The 17,272-nt window shown below is 37.6% G+C and carries 13 protein-coding genes; all 13 read right to left on the reverse strand.

Features of this window, described 5'->3' with window-relative positions; genetic code table 11:
- Nucleotides 1-27: 27 nt before the first annotated feature.
- Nucleotides 28-1,974, reverse strand: coding sequence for a CocE/NonD family hydrolase (locus FBT53_RS06810; protein ID WP_136950413.1), 1,947 nt, complete (start codon nucleotides 1,972-1,974; stop codon nucleotides 28-30).
- A 268-nt stretch (nucleotides 1,975-2,242) separates the two neighbouring features.
- On the reverse strand, nucleotides 2,243-3,643 hold the full coding sequence (locus FBT53_RS06815; RefSeq protein WP_136950414.1) for an efflux transporter outer membrane subunit: 1,401 nt from the start codon (nucleotides 3,641-3,643) through the stop codon (nucleotides 2,243-2,245).
- 10 nt (nucleotides 3,644-3,653) lie between these two features.
- Nucleotides 3,654-6,818 (reverse strand): efflux RND transporter permease subunit, encoded by a 3,165-nt coding sequence (locus tag FBT53_RS06820; RefSeq protein WP_136950415.1) that lies wholly within the window; start codon nucleotides 6,816-6,818, stop codon nucleotides 3,654-3,656.
- 27 nt (nucleotides 6,819-6,845) lie between these two features.
- Nucleotides 6,846-7,925 (reverse strand): efflux RND transporter periplasmic adaptor subunit, encoded by a 1,080-nt coding sequence (locus FBT53_RS06825; RefSeq protein WP_136950416.1) that lies wholly within the window; start codon nucleotides 7,923-7,925, stop codon nucleotides 6,846-6,848.
- Nucleotides 7,926-7,946: 21 nt separating this feature from the next.
- Entirely contained in the window at nucleotides 7,947-8,435 is a 489-nt protein-coding gene (locus FBT53_RS06830; RefSeq protein ID WP_136950417.1) for a GbsR/MarR family transcriptional regulator, read from the reverse strand.
- A gap of 139 nt (nucleotides 8,436-8,574) precedes the next feature.
- Nucleotides 8,575-9,681 (reverse strand): permease, encoded by a 1,107-nt coding sequence (locus FBT53_RS06835; RefSeq protein ID WP_136950418.1) that lies wholly within the window; start codon nucleotides 9,679-9,681, stop codon nucleotides 8,575-8,577.
- A 17-nt stretch (nucleotides 9,682-9,698) separates the two neighbouring features.
- Entirely contained in the window at nucleotides 9,699-10,895 is a 1,197-nt protein-coding gene (locus FBT53_RS06840) for a histidinol-phosphate transaminase (protein WP_136950419.1), read from the reverse strand.
- A gap of 285 nt (nucleotides 10,896-11,180) precedes the next feature.
- Nucleotides 11,181-11,576, reverse strand: a complete 396-nt coding sequence (locus FBT53_RS06845) for a hypothetical protein (RefSeq protein WP_136950420.1) — start codon at nucleotides 11,574-11,576, stop codon at nucleotides 11,181-11,183.
- A gap of 6 nt (nucleotides 11,577-11,582) precedes the next feature.
- Entirely contained in the window at nucleotides 11,583-12,602 is a 1,020-nt protein-coding gene (gene pheS / locus FBT53_RS06850; protein ID WP_136950421.1) for a phenylalanine--tRNA ligase subunit alpha, read from the reverse strand.
- Between the two features lie 108 nt (nucleotides 12,603-12,710).
- Nucleotides 12,711-14,555, reverse strand: a complete 1,845-nt coding sequence (locus FBT53_RS06855) for a SulP family inorganic anion transporter (RefSeq protein WP_136950422.1) — start codon at nucleotides 14,553-14,555, stop codon at nucleotides 12,711-12,713.
- A 95-nt stretch (nucleotides 14,556-14,650) separates the two neighbouring features.
- The gene (locus FBT53_RS06860) at nucleotides 14,651-15,277 is read right to left on the reverse strand and encodes a carbonic anhydrase family protein (protein WP_136950423.1); all 627 of its coding nucleotides are present in this window, start codon (nucleotides 15,275-15,277) and stop codon (nucleotides 14,651-14,653) included.
- A 2-nt stretch (nucleotides 15,278-15,279) separates the two neighbouring features.
- Entirely contained in the window at nucleotides 15,280-16,875 is a 1,596-nt protein-coding gene (locus FBT53_RS06865; RefSeq protein ID WP_136950424.1) for a SulP family inorganic anion transporter, read from the reverse strand.
- 80 nt (nucleotides 16,876-16,955) lie between these two features.
- The gene (locus FBT53_RS06870) at nucleotides 16,956-17,243 is read right to left on the reverse strand and encodes a hypothetical protein (RefSeq protein WP_136950425.1); all 288 of its coding nucleotides are present in this window, start codon (nucleotides 17,241-17,243) and stop codon (nucleotides 16,956-16,958) included.
- Nucleotides 17,244-17,272: the final 29 nt, after the last annotated feature.

Below are 17,272 nucleotides of genomic sequence, written 5' to 3' on the forward strand. Positions count from 1 at the left end.
CAGGTTTTTTATAATGGGTTGGTAAGCTTATTGCAATACTGTAAACTCAATATTAGAATCTGTAAATACCGTATGCGTCTGGGTTTTAAAGTCAGCTTCTTCTGCTTTAAAAATATTATCCACATAGGTTTGCGGATTTAAATCGATAAGCGGGAACCACGTGCTTTGAACCTGTATCTGCAATTTGTGGCCTTTTTTAAAGGTATGGAATACGTCTTGCAGTTTTATATTGACAGCAGTTTTTTCATTAGGTATAAAAGGTTCTGGAGTAGTAAAACTATTTCGAAAACGACCGCGTAAAACCTCACTACGTACCATTAGATGATAGTTGCTCATTTCTAGGTGGTCTTGCATTTCTTCATTGGTTTCTGCATCATCCGGGTGTACATCTATCACCTTAACAATCCAATCCGCCGCTGTGCCCGTAGTGGCTACTTGCAGGTTGGCTAAAATTGGACCTGCAAGGGTTAGTTCCTCTGTTAATTCATCAGTCTCAAATACTAAAACATCTGCACGTCTTGCTGCAAATCGTTGGTCGTCTGTCATATATTTTCTAGGAGTAAACACAGATTTAATGTCCTCAGAATAGGGAACTGGCTTGTTAATATCACTCACAAATTCCACCTTGTTATCAGCTGTTTTTGTTGGTGTTAGCTCTTGATTAGGACTTAGATAAAACGCTTTTTTGGTGGTATTTTGTGGAGGCCAAGCCTCAAACTGATTCCATTCTTTTTTACCAGAATCATATACATAAGCCTCTGGTAGACCTGTATTTCCATCTCCTTTTTCTTTTAAAAAGTGATTAAAGAATTTAGTTTCTATTTTATCTTGGAAAAACTCAGAAATAGAATCGCCAAAGTAATAATTACCTACTAGGTTTCTACCATTTCTACGAGCCCATCTTCCGTGGTCCCAAGGGCCAAATACCATGGTATTATAAGCACCAGTATTGTGTTTTTCTATGTTTTTGTAGGTTTCTAAGGGTCCATATAAATCTTCAGCATCAAACCAGCCCCCAACAATCATGGTAGCTACGTGAGATTTGGTCTTGTTCAAATGTTGAATGAGACCTCTGCTTTGCCACATTTCATCATAATTAGGATGTTCTTTCAGCTCATTCCAGAAAAAGTCATCCGTTACACCTTCTGGCCGCATTTTTTTATTATCCGCAGTTTCATATTCAAAAAAGCGGTCCAAATTTTTTAGAGGGCCTTGGTCTAAGAAAAATTGATACTGGTCTTTAGTACCTAAATCTGGCAAGGTGTACCAGGCTGTATCTACGGGGCTATCGCCGTTAGGTCTAGGCGTACCAAATAAAGATGTTGCTCTAAAATAGCTTAACATGTAAGCGCCATTGTGGTGAAAGTCATCAAAGAAAAAATCGCCAATACAGGCTTGTGGAGAGGCGGCTTTAAGAGCAGGATGAGCATCTATTGTAGCATAGGTTGAGTAGTATCCTGGGTAAGAAATACCCCAAATACCAACGCGGCCATTATTGTGTTCCACATTATTAATTAACCAATCTATGGTATCGTAGGTATCCGTACTTTCATCTATTTGGTCCTTACTTGTTTTATTGGGGATGTAAGCTCGCATGTTTTCATAATGTCCTTCACTCTTCCAACGGCCACGTACATCTTGGTACACTACAATGTAACCTTCTTGCATCATGTTGATATTCGGCGCAATTTTAGTTTTGAATTTACCATCGCCATAGGGTTGACTGCTATAGGGAGTACGCTGCATAATAATAGGATACTCCTTAGATGTATCCTTAGGAGTGTAGATGGTGGTGTGTAATTTTACACCATCTCTCATGCTAATAGCTACTTCCTTTTTGGTGTAGTTTTCTTGTACGTAGTTTTCTGAAATTTCTGTGGTGCTAGGGTCAGCAGTTTTGTTGGTTTTTTTGCAAGATTGAAGTGTGCAAAGTACCAAGGCGGTCATCCCTAAGGATTTTAAAAAATGAGTCATTTTAAGTCTTTGAAATTAGCTTTCTAAAGCTACAAAATTTTGCATTAGCGCTTAGCGCGATATAGCAGTGAATGATAAATGATACCATAGACCATTGCGTTTGGAAATGAAAAGGGCTAAAAGGATATAATGATAAAAAACAACTGTGGAAAGCGGGGATTTTCAACGTTAAACAACAACATGCAAACTAAGAACGACAGACACTTGCATCACCCTTAAAATAGCCACTCTTAGCTTGCTCAACTCTCCACAGTTGCACACATAAATATTATCTCCAACCACCACCAAGAGCGCGGTAAAGTTCTACCGTTGCACTTAGTTGACCGTACTTAGAGTCTATAAGATTTAACTCTGAATTTAGCGCATTTTGTCTCGCGGTTAAAACTTCTAAATAGTTAGCTAATCCATTGTTTAGTAACTCTTCAGAATAATTCTCTGCCAAGGCGTACGCTTCTAATTCTTGCTTGCGAGCTTTTAATTTTTTAGTCTCGGCCTCATAATTATATAAAGCATTGCTCACCTCTTGACCAGCGGTTAAAAGCGATTTTTTATAATTAAGAAATGCTTGTTCTTGCTGTGCTTTTGCTACTTCTAATTGGGTGCGTAATTTACGCTGATTAAAAATAGGTTGCGTTAAAGAACCTATCAAGGTAGAAAATAGTGAGCTGGCATCTATCCAATTATCAAATTCTAAGCTTTGAAAACCACCAGAAGCAGTTAACGTTAAGCTTGGGTACAAGCTGCTTCTGGCTACATTAGTTAACTCAAACGTGTTAATTAGATTAAACTCAGATTGCATAACATCTGGTCTGTTTGCCAATAACAAGTAAGGTACCCCAGTTTGTAATTCAGGATTTAAATCTTGCTGTTCTAAAGAACCTCTTTCAATAGCTTGAGGAGCTTCAGCCAACAAAATGCTAAAAGTATTTTCTAACAACTTAATGTTGTTCTCCAAATCTATTACTATAATTTCTGTGGTATGCACCTGTGCTTCGGTTTGTTTAACCGCAACTTCTGTTACTTGACCTGCCTCTTTAAGAGCTAGGGTAGTTTCTAAACTGCTTTTTCTGGCGGCTAAAGTTTCTTCTGCAATCTTTTTCTGGCTATCTAATGCCATTAGTTGGTAATAGGTATCTGCTAAAGCTGCTACTAGTTGCGTTTTTACTGCTTGGTGTGCGGCTACACTTTGTAAGTAAGATGCATTCGCCGCACGTTTATTGCTACGTATTTTTCCCCACACGTCTGCCTCCCAAGAAAGTGCAGCAGAGAGCTCATACTGTTCTAACGGTTCAGAGAAAAAACTACCAAATTGACTATTCTCAGAGTTTTTGGTTCTAGTAAATGAGCTGGTTGCGGAGAGACTAGGAAAATACCCTGCTTTACCCTGTTTTACATAAGCTTGGGCAATGGCTACAGTTTCTAACGCGACACGGATGTCTAAGTTATTGCTCAATCCTTTTTCTATATGGCTTTTAAGAATAGGGTCTGTAAAAAGCTCTTTCCAAGAAACAGATGCCAAAGAAAGACTATCCTGTGGCAATTGGTCTGTTCTGTAAAGCGCTTCTGTCTCTACTTCTGGTCGGTTGTAGTTCTTTGCCACAAAGCACCCTTGGAGTATAAGTGGCAAGGCAATAACGACAATAATTTTATATATATTTTTTGCTTTCATTTTGTTGTACTTACGCATTGATAGCTTCTTGTTCATTATTTGGATTATTATCATCTGCTGGTTTTCCTGTAAACCGCTCTTGCAGCAATTGGAAGATGACATAAAGTGCCGGAATTACAAACACGCCGAATATGGTGCCAATGAGCATACCTCCAACAGCACTCATACCTATAGAACGGTTACCCACAGCCCCAATTCCGCTAGATAATGCCAAGGGCATTAATCCTAAGATAAAAGCGAAAGAGGTCATCAAAATTGGTCGTAGTCTTGCTTTTGCTCCATCTATAGCAGAATCTAATACGGACATGCCTTGTTTTCTTCGCTGCAATGCAAATTCTACAATTAGAATGGCATTTTTAGAGAGCAGACCAATCAACATGATTAAAGCAATTTGGAAATAGATGTTATTTTCTAATCCAACCAAATTTACAAACCCAATAGCACCTGCAATACCTACTGGAAGTGATAACAAAATGGAGAACGGTAGAATGTAAGATTCATATTGCGCGCTTAATAGAAAGTATACAAACACCAAGCTTAACATAAAAATGATGATAGTCTGGCTACCCGCACTATTTTCTTCTTTAGTTAGTCCAGAATATTCATAAGTATAGTTGTTGGGCAATACCTGTGCAGATACCTCTTCAATTGCCGTGATTGCATCCCCCGTACTATAACCAGGATTCATGGCTCCATTGATTTTAACTGAGTTTAATAAGTTAAAACGACTTACAATTTCTGGCCCATAGATTTTCTTTAAAGAAACGAATTGAGATACCGCAACAGATTCTCCGTTAGCGTTGGTCACAAAAATGTGATTCAAGCTTTTCTCGTCGGCTCTGTCTTCTGGCTTTGCCTGTATCATCACACGGTACTGTTTCCCAAACTTGTTAAAATCCGTGGTGTACAATCCACCGTAATAGCCTTGCATCGCATTAAATACATCGGTAACGGCTAAACCGGCAGACTTGGTTTTTTCAATATCTACCTGTAATTCGTACTGCGGAAAGTTGGGGTTAAATGAGGTAATAGCGTATTGTACCTCTGGCCTAGCATTTAGGGCACCTAAAAATTCGTTGGTGGTTTGCCCAACAGATTGCCAGTCTTCTGCATCTTTATTCTGTAAATTCAGTTCAAAACCTGCGGAGTTACCAAAGCCTCTAACGGCGGGTGGGGTAAAGAAAAAGATACGAGCATCTTTTAATCCAGCAGTTTTGGCAAACAATTGCCCTATAGTAGCTTCTACGGTTTGCGAATCCTCAGTTCTCTCGTCCCAATCTTTAAGACGAATTACAGAGAACCCATAAGAACCCCCATTAACACTGTTAAGAATACTAAAACCAGTAATATTCATACGGGCTTTTACAATGTCCATAGATTCATAAATAGAATCTAATTTTTTTACTGTTTTTTGAGTTTCCTCTAACGTGGTGCCAGGAGGCATGGTAACATCGGCAAAGATGATACCTTTATCCTCATTAGGAATAAAGCCTGTAGGTGTAGTTCTAAATAAATAGAAGGCAAGTGCAGAGAATAGCACCAAACTACCAATGGTGAGCCACTTTCGTTTAGCAAAGACTTTAACCGAGTTAACGTATTTATCGGTAATAGTGTCAAAACCAGTATTAAAAGCGGTGAAAAAACGCTGTTTTAATCCTTTTTTATGTTCTTCAGAAGGATTATGCGGTTTTAAGAACAAGGCTGCTAACGCTGGACTTAAAGTCAATGCGTTTACAGCAGAGATTAAGATGGCAATAGCCAGAGTAATACCAAACTGTTGATAGAATACTCCAGAAGACCCACTGATAAACGATACTGGTATAAATACTGCAGACATCACCAAAGTGATTGATATAATTGCTCCAGAAATCTCTGACATCGCAGATTTAGTGGCTACTTTAGCGTTCTGTGCGCCTTCTTCCATCTTAGCATGTACCGCTTCTACCACCACAATGGCATCATCTACCACAATACCGATGGCAAGAATCATTGCAAATAAGGTTAACATGTTAATAGAATATCCAAACAAGGATAAAAAGAAGAAAGTACCAACAATGGCTACTGGTACGGCAATGGCCGGAATTAGCGTAGACCTAAAATCTTGCAAGAATAAGAAAACTACAAGGAATACTAATAAAAAGGCTTCAATCAAGGTTTGTATTACGTGCTCTATAGAAGCACTTAAAAAATCTTTGGTGTTATAAGGGATTACATAGTCCAATCCCTCTGGGAAATCCAATTTGCTTTCTTCTAAAATAGATTGTATCTGGTCTATAATCTCATTAGCATTAGATCCAGAAGTTTGGAAAACCCCCACAGCAGTACCAGGGTTACCCATACCTTCATTTTTGGTACCATAGTTAAAAGCCCCCAATTCTACTTCTGCAACATCTTTAAGACGCAGAAACTGTCCATTGTCTTGTGCTTTAATTATAATGTCTTCGTATTCCGCTTCTTCAGAAAGTCTACCTTTATATTTGAGTACGTACTCGTAAACGCCATCGGCATTTTCACCAATTTTACCCGTTGCGGCTTCTAAGTTTTGTTCTCTAAGTGAATTCTGTATATCTGATGGCATTAATCCGTAAGTCGCCATTTTTTCTGGGTCTAACCAAATACGCATGGAATAATCTTTGGCACCAAATACGGTTACATTACCTACGCCTTCTATACGCTGTAGTTTGGGCACTAAATTGATACGCGCGTAATTCTCTACAAAGGTGGCATCATAGTTCTCATTCTCAGAAAAAAGAGAAAAGAATAACAAGGCACTGGTCTGGGATTTTTGTGTGATGACACCTGTTTGTACCACTGCCTGTGGTAATACACTATTAGCACGCGCAACTCTATTTTGTACGTTTACTGCGGCTATATCTGGATTGGTCCCAAGTTTGAAGTATACGTTAATCGTTGCACTACCGTCATTACTAGCGTTAGAGGTCATGTACAACATATCTTCTACACCATTAATTTGTTCTTCTAATGGTACAACTACACTTTTTAATACGGTTTCCGCATTAGCCCCAGTATACGTACTAGTTACCTGTACAGTGGGTGGTGCAATCTCTGGATATTCTTCTATAGGCAAGGTAGTAAGACCTAGCACACCTAGAATAACTATGATGATGGATATTACCGTAGACAATACGGGTCTATCTATAAATCTTTGAAACATGGTCTGTTTTTTTCTTCCTGTATGTTGTTATTTAACCGGACTAATCTCTTGCCCGTCTCTTAGTTTGGATACACCTTCTATCACAATTGTAGTTCCTTCTTCTATCCCTTCAGAAACCAAGTAATCAGCATCTGTCTGGTCAACTATTTTAATGTGCTGTGTTTTTATGGTATTATCTTCTTGGAGTACATACACCAGTTTATTGCCTTGTATATCTAGGGTAGCCATTTTAGGAATTACAAAGATGTCTTTCTGCTCCGTTGGTATTTTAATTTCGCCTGTGCTACCTGAGCTTAGTATTAACTTGGGATTTTTAAAGTCGGCCCGTAAGGTTACACTACCAGTAGTACTGTTAATGATGCTGTTTACCATGGCAATTTTACCTTTGTGTTCGTAAGGTTCGCCATTAATCATAATCAATTCTACTTCTGGAGCTTTATTAACGTCTATATATCTGCCTTCTTTGGCTACACGTTCTTTTATTTCTAAAAGTTCTTTTTCGTTTAAAGAAAAATAGGCGCGTACTTCACTAATATCAGAAACAGTAGTAAGCGGTTGCGCTGTAGTGCTAGACACTAAGGTTCCTACCTTAAAAGGTATTTCCCCAATATACCCATCTACAGGACTTGTTACCCGGCTATAGCCAATATTTGCAGTTATACTCTGATAGCTGCTTTTGGCTTGCTCTAATTGAGCTTTTGCAGTTTCTAACTGTACATTACTAATGATGTTTTTTTCAACTAAAGGTTTTAGTTTATCTACCTCTACCTGTGCAGCATTCACTGCAGCTTTTGCAGCATTCGCATCTTGACTTAGAGATTCTGTTTCTAATTTAAATAACAGTTGTCCTTTCTTTACTTTTTGACCCTCTTCCACATAAATTTTCTGTACAAAACCAGAAACTTTTGGTCTAATCTCTACGTTTTGTTTGCCTTCTATAGTGGTTGCATAACTATCAAAAGTAGTAACATTCTGTTTTTTAAGGCTGCTCACTTTTAAACTAGGTGGTGGGGCCTGTTGTGGTTCTTGCGCTCCTTCATTTTTACTTCCACAGGAAGTAAAAAATACAAGACTTATAGTCGTTAGGCCTATTGCAATCTTTTTCATTGTTCTAATTGTTGCTGTTGTTTAATTGTAATTGTCTATTTCCTTTAACGTCTTTAAAGTGTTGCTCAGAAGTTCTTCGCTCTTTTTTATAAAGGTGTGATACACTTCTGCTCGCTTTAAATTGCTTTGGTACTTTTCCGGGTTATACGTTTTATTGTATTTCCGGATTTTGGTGATAATTCGGTTTTCTTGCTCAATACGTTTAAGTTTTTCTTCTAACTTGTTGATGTAAAAAGCATCGGCAGCTGTAGTTCTAAAATATCTTTTACGTTCACCTGGTTTAGTAAAGTAATCTATCAGGTCTAGTTTTAAAAGGAGATTTAAGGCTGCGGAAATAGAGCTTTTGCTTGCGCATCTGCTCATTTGGCACTCATCAAAACTTAGGCCATCGCGGTCAGTAACCACTAACATGGCATATAAACGAGCTGCTAATGGAGGAATTTCATGTTGATTCTCTAAGTGTATCCCCAGTTCTTCTATTAATTGTTTTTTTTCCTCTTCTCTAGACATATATTCCAGTTTTGAAGGGACAAAATTAGTGTTAGTTCGTTTTTAACCGAACTAAAAAGAACTAAAGTTTTCTTAAACACTGTTAGCAAAAAGATAATTGCTTACGCGTTATACTTAAATTATTGTTAGAAGGGGTGTTTTAGCCCTCGTAAGCGGGCTCTTCTTTCCAAGTTTGTTTTCTTCTAGTTTTAAGTGCTTTAAGCGATGGGTATATGGCGCCACATACAAAAAGTGCAACTGCAGTTAAAAACAAATAGAGAGGATTGCCAAAAACTGTTCCGCTGTTAAGTATAGCCATAATTAAAATAGTAGATAGCGGAAAAGATAGTGCCAACATAGAAATAGCAAAGTTGCCATTAAAAGTTTTTTTCTGACTTTCCACATCATTTTCCATAGTTTCTATAGCGGCAATATGGGCGTAAGGCCAAAAACTACAGGCGCTTAAAGAGAATGCTAGGGCTAACAAAACAGTGTTGGTTTCCATAGGTATAAATACAGATAATAGGCCTATTATTAGGAAACTAGCGGCAGCTCTAAGGGTTAAAAGTGAAAAAAGCTGCGCAAATTGTTTTTTCTGAATATTTACAGCCAATCCAATAAAAAGTAAAACTAATGGAGTCATCAACAGGCTAATTCTAGATAAACTCTCAGCTATCGCATAAGGGAGGTTTTCCATGTGTAACCCTAATACCATTAAAATTAATGCAGCCGCAATAAAGAGGTTAACGGGTTCAAAAGCGAGTACTTTTAGCAAGTCTAAAAGTTTTGCTTTGTTAAACTTAGTGGCCTTAGCATGTTTTTTGAGATACCATTGCATGGCAATTAAATAAAGAATAATTAATACGAAAATCTTATTACCCAAATCTGCCATTGCTGCCTGAGCAAGGAAAGAATCGCCTAAAAATTCGAGTACAAACGGAAAACAAGATAGCCCAGGAGCCAAGGAAGGGAAAAGCAGTCTTACGGTGTTATAGTTTGGACTGTTTTTTTCAATACCTATAGTAGGTAATACTAATGGCGCAGTAAAGTAAAGAATAAAATTAAGTGCTAATGCAAGCACGGGTAATAAGAGAAGCTCACCTTTTACATCTACACTTAACAGCGCTATAAAGATAGTGGCGGGTAGGGCTAGGTTAAGAATTACCTTCTTTAATCCGGTAATTTCTGATTTTGACTTAAACTTGGTCTTTAGAACTAGACCGATACCTATAAAAATTAAGAATACTAGAATTTTTTGAAACCCCACCCCCAACAATTTTTTGATTAAACAATTACTTTTTGCAATGCATCTACAAAGAGTTGCATCTCTGGCATAGTACCCATACTAACTCTGCACCAATTTTTATCCATAAAGTTGAAGGCTCTAACCCCTACTTCTTGGGCAGCCATTTTACTTAAAAACTCTTTACCATCTAAGGCAATAGGGAAGATGATGAATGAGGTGTAGGATGGCACATAGTCAATCCCCATACTTTTAAGGTTTGCATATACAAATTCTCTTGCTTCTGCATTATTTTCTCTAGAAGAGTTGATGAATTCCTCATCATCCATAGCAGCGATTGCTGCAAGTACAGAAGGGTAGCTTATACCCATACCGCCTCTAGTAATATTCTGTATTTTATCTAAGGTTTTTTCTGGTGCAATTCCATAACCTACACGAATCCCAGCCATACCGTGTATTTTAGAAAAGGTACGCGCAACAATAATGTCTTTACCTTCTGCTACTAGTTTAACCATACTATGCTTAGCACCATCATCTAGATACCATAAATAAGCTTCGTCTACAAATACGGTTACCTTTTCTGATACTCGTGAGCAAAAGTCTAGTAGTTTTTTACTTTCTGTAAGGGTACCTGTTGGATTGTTAGGATTACAGATGTAAACTAATTTGGTATCTGCGTCTATAGCTTTTTCCATAGCGTCTAAATCGTGAGACCAATCTTTCTTAAGCGGTACAGGTTTCCAAGTAGCTCCACATGCTTCTGCAACCTTAATCAAAGACATGTAGGCAGGGTCTGCAGATACTATATTACCGCCTTTTTGAAAATAGACCATTGCTGCTTTCTCCAACAAATCAGAAGAACCAGGACCCATAATAACGTTTTTTGCGGTAACACCTTCAAACGTTGCAATTTTTTCCATAAGCTGAAATAGTTCTCTCCAAGCATACCTGTTAGCGCCACTAACAGCATCAGTCATTGCCGTAACAGCTTTTGGCGATGGACCATAAGGATTTTCATTGGCATTTAACTTTGCCTTTAATGGTTTAAATTCCGTGTGCGTAGGAATAAGGTATTCTTTAAAAAATGGACTATAAAGTATATTCCCTTGTTGATCTAAAGTCACGGGAATATTGGTACTAGTTTTAGAAAAGCCCAAATACGGAGCAGCCATTAATCCACCAGCAGTAATAGCCGATTTTTTAAGCCAATTGCGTCGATTTAAAATAGGAGTATCCATAAAGAAGTTATTTTTTTGATTGTCAGCATTTTAAAAGTACTGGGAATCCATTTTACTTCCAATGGTAAACCGATAAAAATGACTTAGTCATATTATCGATATTACAGTTTTTGATAAGATATTTTATGAAATGTATAACAAGATAATGCCAATTAACACTTTTCAATTGCGCTAATCCACAGTAAAACCTACAGATTGCCAGTTTTAGGGGTGTTTTTCATTCAAAAACTGTTAAAATAGAATGAAGGCTGTTAAAATTAAGGGGTGTTGTTCTTAAAAAATAAACTACTCTGGCAATACCCCCTCTAAATTTAGGATAGGTATGGATTGTAAGTTAATTTCTTTTACGCTATGTTCTGGAAATACAAAACGTTTTTCAAAAAGCTTATCTTCCGCAAAAAAGGTAACGAAGAATTCGTTTTTCAATGCTAATACATCTTCTTGTACTAACTCAATTTTAGCAAAAGACTTAGCTTCCATTACGCCGATTCCGTGGCGCATGGTAGATGTTTTTTTATCTCCTAAATATCCTTTAGAAACTACAAGCACCATTTCTATGGCATCTTTTCTATTATTGATGATGTAGGCATTCCAATCTTTAGCTAAAAACTCTTTATTCCATTCTTGTGCGATAACAACATGGACATCTTTAGCAATGGGAATTTCTATGTCTTTTTTCATGCTAACTTAAAGGGCGCTCTTGAATTGTTTTAAGAAACGAATATCATTCTCACTTAACAATCTAATATCCGTAATTTGATGCAATAGCATGGCAATACGGTCTATACCCATGCCAAAAGCAAAACCAGAATATTCTTCTGGGTCTATACCGCAATTTTTAAGTACATTGGGATCAACCATTCCACAGCCCATAATTTCTAACCAGCCCGTACCTTTGGTCATACGGTAATCTGCTTCGGTCTCTAAGCCCCAATACACATCTACTTCTGCACTAGGCTCCGTAAACGGAAAGTAAGAAGGGCGCAAACGAATTTTACTCTTACCAAACATCTCTGTGGTAAAATATTGTAAAGTCTGTTTTAAGTCGGCAAAAGAAACGTCTTTGTCCACATACAAACCTTCTACCTGATGAAAAAAGCAGTGAGAACGAGCAGATATTGCTTCATTTCTATACACGCGTCCTGGAGAAATGGTTCTAATTGGCGGTTGATTGTTCTCCATATAACGTACTTGTACCGATGAGGTGTGCGTACGCAATAAAATATCTGGATTGGTTTGTATAAAGAAAGTATCCTGCATATCTCTTGCAGGGTGGTATTCTGGTAAATTTAGAGCTGTAAAGTTGTGCCAGTCGTCCTCTACTTCTGGGCCTTCGGAAACATTAAACCCAATTCTAGAAAAAATATCTATAATTTGATTTTTAACAATAGAAATAGGATGTCTTGCACCTAGTTCCAAGGGTTGCCCCGGACGTGTTAAATCGCCATAAATACCCGCTGTATCTTGCTGGTCTTCTAAGGCCTCTTTAAGTGCATTAACTTTTTCTGTAGCAGCTTGCTTTAATTGATTGATAACCTGACCAAACTCTTTCTTTTGCTCGTTAGGAATGGTTTTAAAAGCGGCAAAAAACTCGTTCATCAACCCCTTTTTGCCAAGGTATTTAATCCTGAAGTTTTCTATTTCTTCCGGAGATTGTGAACTAAAGTTTTCTACGGCTACCAAATGTTCCTTAAGGGTATCTATCATTGTTAGATGGCTTTTAGAGAGCGCAAATTTAGCAAATTGTCCTAGAATATCAGGGCAATTTGCTAATGAACCGTTGTTCTTAGTACACTATATAATACAGCTTTTTACTTATAGTTCGGTTTTTAACCAAGTTAAGCAAGTTTCAAAATTGGGAAAAACTTGTGCGTCTGGCACCAATTCTGGAAAAATATTAATTTTCTCCATCATCAGCTTAGGTTGTTCTCGTAGGCCAACTACGGCCAATTTTACCCCATTAGTAGTTAAATTGAGCATCACATCTTCTAACACATTTAATCCAGATTTATCCAAATAAGGCATCCGATCCATTCTAAACACTACAATATTTGCGGTTTCTGGTATCTGCGCAGACAATTGTTGTATTTCATTGGTAGACCCAAAGAACAACGGACCGTTAATGTGTTTGATGAAGATTTTCTGGTCAATTTCGGTAGGTATTTGCTGCTCGTCTTCCCATGCTTCTTCTAGTGGCAGTTGTTTAACTACAGAATTTTTAGCGGTAAGGTCGCCAATCTTCTTCATAAAAATTAAAGAGGCCATAACCAAACCAATACCCACTGCATAGACCAAATTCCAAACCGAAGAAAGCACCATGACTACAAGCATAATTACCATTTCTGAGCTCAATCTTATAGGACCAAGTTTTATGTCTTTAGGCAAGTAGGGAATGGCTTTTAAACCTTTGTAATCAATAACTCCAATACCTACAGTAACCAAAATACCAGCCAATACGGCTGCTGGGATTTTAGAGGCAACGGGCCCTAAGGCAAGCAGAATTATGAGTAATAAAATCCCAGCTATCATTCCGCTTAGTCGTGTTTTACCTCCAGATTTTATATTAATTACCGTTCTAATGGTTGCGCCAGCACCAGGAATGCCTCCAAAAAGAGCGCCGATGGTATTACCAATGCCTTGCCCCATTAATTCCTTGTTAGGTTTGTGCTTGGTGTTTGTCATGTTATCCGCTACAACCGACGTTAACAAAGAATCTATTGCGCCCAGTAATGCCAGAGTGAGTGCCGTGAAGATATACGGGCTTATCGCACTAAAACTAAACTGAGAAAATATTTCAAAATGTGGGGTGGGTAGGCCAGCTGGTATTTCTTGGATTGGAATGTAGGGCAATCCAAAACCTACGGCAACACCAGAAACTACGATTAAGGCGACCAAGGTACTAGGTACAGCAGTGGTTATTTTTTTAAATCCGTATATAATAGCAATGGTCGCTAAAGCCAATCCAAACTCTAACCAATTAATATGTTGTAAGGCTCTAGGTAATATTTTTATAGTTCCAATTACACCAGATGCATTCTTACCCGCTAAATTTTGTGCTTCTTTAGCAATATCTGTAGGTGCAATGACTGCAGCTTCTTCTATAGTTTGTTTAAAATGATTTATAGTTAATAGATTTTCACCTTGATTATCTTTTAGTGTTTTGGCTAATAATTCTGCTTCTGCTTTTTGAGTAAAGTCAGCTACATAGGCATTATCTTGTTTTGGGTAGTAGCCAATGGCAGGAAGTATCTGCGTAATTAATATAATTACACCAATAGCGGTCATAAACCCAGATACTACAGGGTAGGGTATGTATTTTATATAAACACCTAATTTTAAAAAACCAAGAACTATTTGTAGCAAACCAGCCAATAGGAAAACCGCCAAAATAACGGGTAAGGCCTTATCTAAATTACCGTCATTTGTAGCCATGATACCTGCAATTACCACCATACTTACTGCAGTCATGGGAGCTGTTGGGCCAGAAATTTGCGTATTGGTGCCCCCAAACAGAGCGGCAAAAAAGCTAATAAAAATTGCGCCATATAAACCGGCTGTAGGCCCTAGACCACTACTAACCCCAAATGCTAGTGCTAATGGTAAGGCCACAATACCTGCGGTAAGACCGCCAAAGAGGTCGCCTTTAAGATGTTTAAACATAATACGTTGGTTCTTTAAGTTGGAAGATAGCCATTATTTCACATAAAAAAGGCCAACCTTTTAAGGTTGACCTAATGTTTATTTTGGTAATGCGCTTAATAGAATTCTACTTCGCCACTGGCAATGTCATACATAGCGCCTACAATTTTAATTTCTCCCTTTTCTTCCATTTCCTTTAGAATAACACTTTGGCTACGAATATTTTCTAGCGTAAGCTCTACATTCTTTTTAGAAACGGCATCTACAAATTCTAGGTTTTTAGAATTACGTTTTTCTTCTTCCTTAGGCTCTTTAACGGCAAATACGGCCGGCTCTATTTTGTTGATTAATGCCGTTAAATTGCCCATTCTAGCATGGTCACACGCTCCTTTTACAGCGCCGCAAGAGGTATGACCCAAAACTACAATAGCCTTAGTGCCCGCCAATTTACATGCAAACTCCATGCTTCCAAGAATATCTTGGTTTACAAAATTACCTGCAATACGTACACTAAAAATATCACCAAGGCCTTGGTCAAAAACCAACTCGGCAGAGACTCTAGAGTCTATACAACTTAATATAGTAGCAAATGGGAATTGCCCGTCTTTAGTATCATTTACTTGTTCTAATAAATTTCTATTGGCTTTAAGGTTAGCTTGAAAACGCTGATTACCTTCTTTTAAAAACTCGATAGCCTTTTCAGGCGTCATTGTTGCCTGTGTTTCCGCGGTATGTGCTTTCATATCTATGCTGATTGTTTCTTTTTTAAATTGAAAAATTTGATATAACTAGGCGGATTTTCTACTACGCCACGTTCTGATATAATTTTAATATTGATATTTCTGTTCTTGGCTTTTTCTGAAAAATCTTCCAAAATTTCGATAATATCATTATCTAGATACCTAGTTTTGGTAACATCTAGTTCTAGATAAGAGTTTTCTTCTAAGCTATCTAACTCTTTGAGGATGGCCCCTTTGTTAAAGAAGGTTACTTCTTCTGCCAACGTCATTTTAACCTTTTTATGGTTTTCGGATTCTTCAATATGCAAGAAATGCGAGTTTTGGTAACTTTTGATAAGAATAACTACTATACCCACGGCTAAACCTAGACCAATCCCCACCAATAAATCTGTAAAGATGATTCCTAATACGGTAACGATAAAGGGTATAAACTGTTTCCAGCCTAAATCATACATTTTTTTGAATAATGCTGGTTTTGCCAATTTGTAGCCAACAATAAATAAAACAGCTGCAAGAACAGAGAGTGGAATGTTATTCAACAAAGTAGGGATAAGAATTACGGAAATCAATAAAAAGAATCCGTGTACAATAGCAGAAAGTTTTGTTTTACCACCAGATTGTATGTTGGCAGAGCTACGAACAATAACCTGTGTTATAGGTAAACCACCAATCATCCCAGAAATGATATTACCCGTACCTTGAGCCATTAACTCCCTGTTGGTTGGGGTAACCCGCTTCATAGGGTCTATTTTATCCGTGGCCTCTACACAAAGTAACGTTTCTAAACTTGCTACCAAGGCAATAGTAAAACCAGTAATCCAAATTTGTGGGTCACCAATGGCACCAAAATTAGGAAAGCTAAATTGCCCTAAAAAGGAATCGAAGGAATCCGGTACAGGCACACTAACTAAATGGTCTTTAGAGATTCCTAAAGTAGCATGGTCTTTTGTTAGCATGTAAAATATGATACCAAGCGCAACAGCCACCAATGGTCCTTGAATAAGTTGAAAAATCTTTCCTTTTTTACTTAGAACCTTGTCCCATAAAATAAGAATAGCCAAACTAACAACTGCTATTAAAGTGGCACCCACGCTTAAATTCCCTGCTACTATACCGCTTATGGTATTAAATATTTCTGTAAAGGTGTTCTCGCCATCTATTTGAAAATAGGAGAAGTCGCCCTCTGGATCATTATCAAACCCAAAAAAGTGGGGTATTTGCTTTAATATGATAATAATTCCAATTCCGGTGAGCATACCTTTAATTACGGAAGACGGAAAATAATATCCAATTACTCCCGCTTTTAAAATACCAAATAAAATTTGGATAACACCTCCTATAACTACGGCAACCAAGAAGTTTTGGTATCCGCCTAAGGTGCTAATAGCTGCAAGAACAATAGCTGCTAAACCTGCAGCTGGGCCGCTAACGCCAATTTGCGATCCACTTAAAGAACCCACAACAATACCCCCTATGATACCCGCTATTAGGCCAGAAAATAATGGGGCGCCACTGGCAAGAGCAATACCTAAACATAAAGGTAAGGCTACAAAGAATACGACAATACTTGCCGGTAAATCGTTTTTAATATACTTAAACATTGTATTAATTTTTAAAAATTGGTATTCGGCTGTATTATGCTAGTAGGTCAACTTTTTGTGCCACAAGCATAAGTTTAAAATTAAGACAATAGTTCTGGAGGAGGAGATAAAACTTCTATAGCTATATTTAATTTTGAAAAATTGTAGTGAGTTACATATTTCTTTGAATGCAATTTATTTTTATCCATAAGATTTACCGTGTATGTTTTTAAAACAAATGGTTTTAACGCATCTTCACAGGTAGATTCTTGGGATTCTTCTTCGGTTAAATTCTGCACAATACTATTATCAATACTTGTGCGTAGCACCGGTAAAAAGGTGGTGCTAAGTAGTATTACGCTTAAAAATAAGGCTAGCTTTATGCGCATATTGTGTTAGGTGTGATGGCTAAAATATA

It is taken from the genome of Flavobacterium sp. ASW18X, from assembly GCF_005144745.1.
In the GTDB taxonomy this organism is placed as follows: domain Bacteria; phylum Bacteroidota; class Bacteroidia; order Flavobacteriales; family Flavobacteriaceae; genus Croceivirga.

Coding starts and splice junctions, on each gene's coding strand:
- FBT53_RS06830 (WP_136950417.1), bottom strand. CDS start 8,435: ATGTCTAGAGAAGAGGAAAAAAAACAATTAATAGAAGAACTGGGGATA.
- FBT53_RS06860 (WP_136950423.1), bottom strand. CDS start 15,277: ATGAAAGCACATACCGCGGAAACACAGGCAACAATGACGCCTGAAAAG.
- FBT53_RS06865 (WP_136950424.1), bottom strand. CDS start 16,875: ATGTTTAAGTATATTAAAAACGATTTACCGGCAAGTATTGTCGTATTC.
- pheS (WP_136950421.1), bottom strand. CDS start 12,602: ATGATAGATACCCTTAAGGAACATTTGGTAGCCGTAGAAAACTTTAGT.
- FBT53_RS06870 (WP_136950425.1), bottom strand. CDS start 17,243: ATGCGCATAAAGCTAGCCTTATTTTTAAGCGTAATACTACTTAGCACC.
- FBT53_RS06815 (WP_136950414.1), bottom strand. CDS start 3,643: ATGAAAGCAAAAAATATATATAAAATTATTGTCGTTATTGCCTTGCCA.
- FBT53_RS06840 (WP_136950419.1), bottom strand. CDS start 10,895: ATGGATACTCCTATTTTAAATCGACGCAATTGGCTTAAAAAATCGGCT.
- FBT53_RS06820 (WP_136950415.1), bottom strand. CDS start 6,818: ATGTTTCAAAGATTTATAGATAGACCCGTATTGTCTACGGTAATATCC.
- FBT53_RS06825 (WP_136950416.1), bottom strand. CDS start 7,925: ATGAAAAAGATTGCAATAGGCCTAACGACTATAAGTCTTGTATTTTTT.
- FBT53_RS06855 (WP_136950422.1), bottom strand. CDS start 14,555: ATGTTTAAACATCTTAAAGGCGACCTCTTTGGCGGTCTTACCGCAGGT.
- FBT53_RS06810 (WP_136950413.1), bottom strand. CDS start 1,974: ATGACTCATTTTTTAAAATCCTTAGGGATGACCGCCTTGGTACTTTGC.
- FBT53_RS06845 (WP_136950420.1), bottom strand. CDS start 11,576: ATGAAAAAAGACATAGAAATTCCCATTGCTAAAGATGTCCATGTTGTT.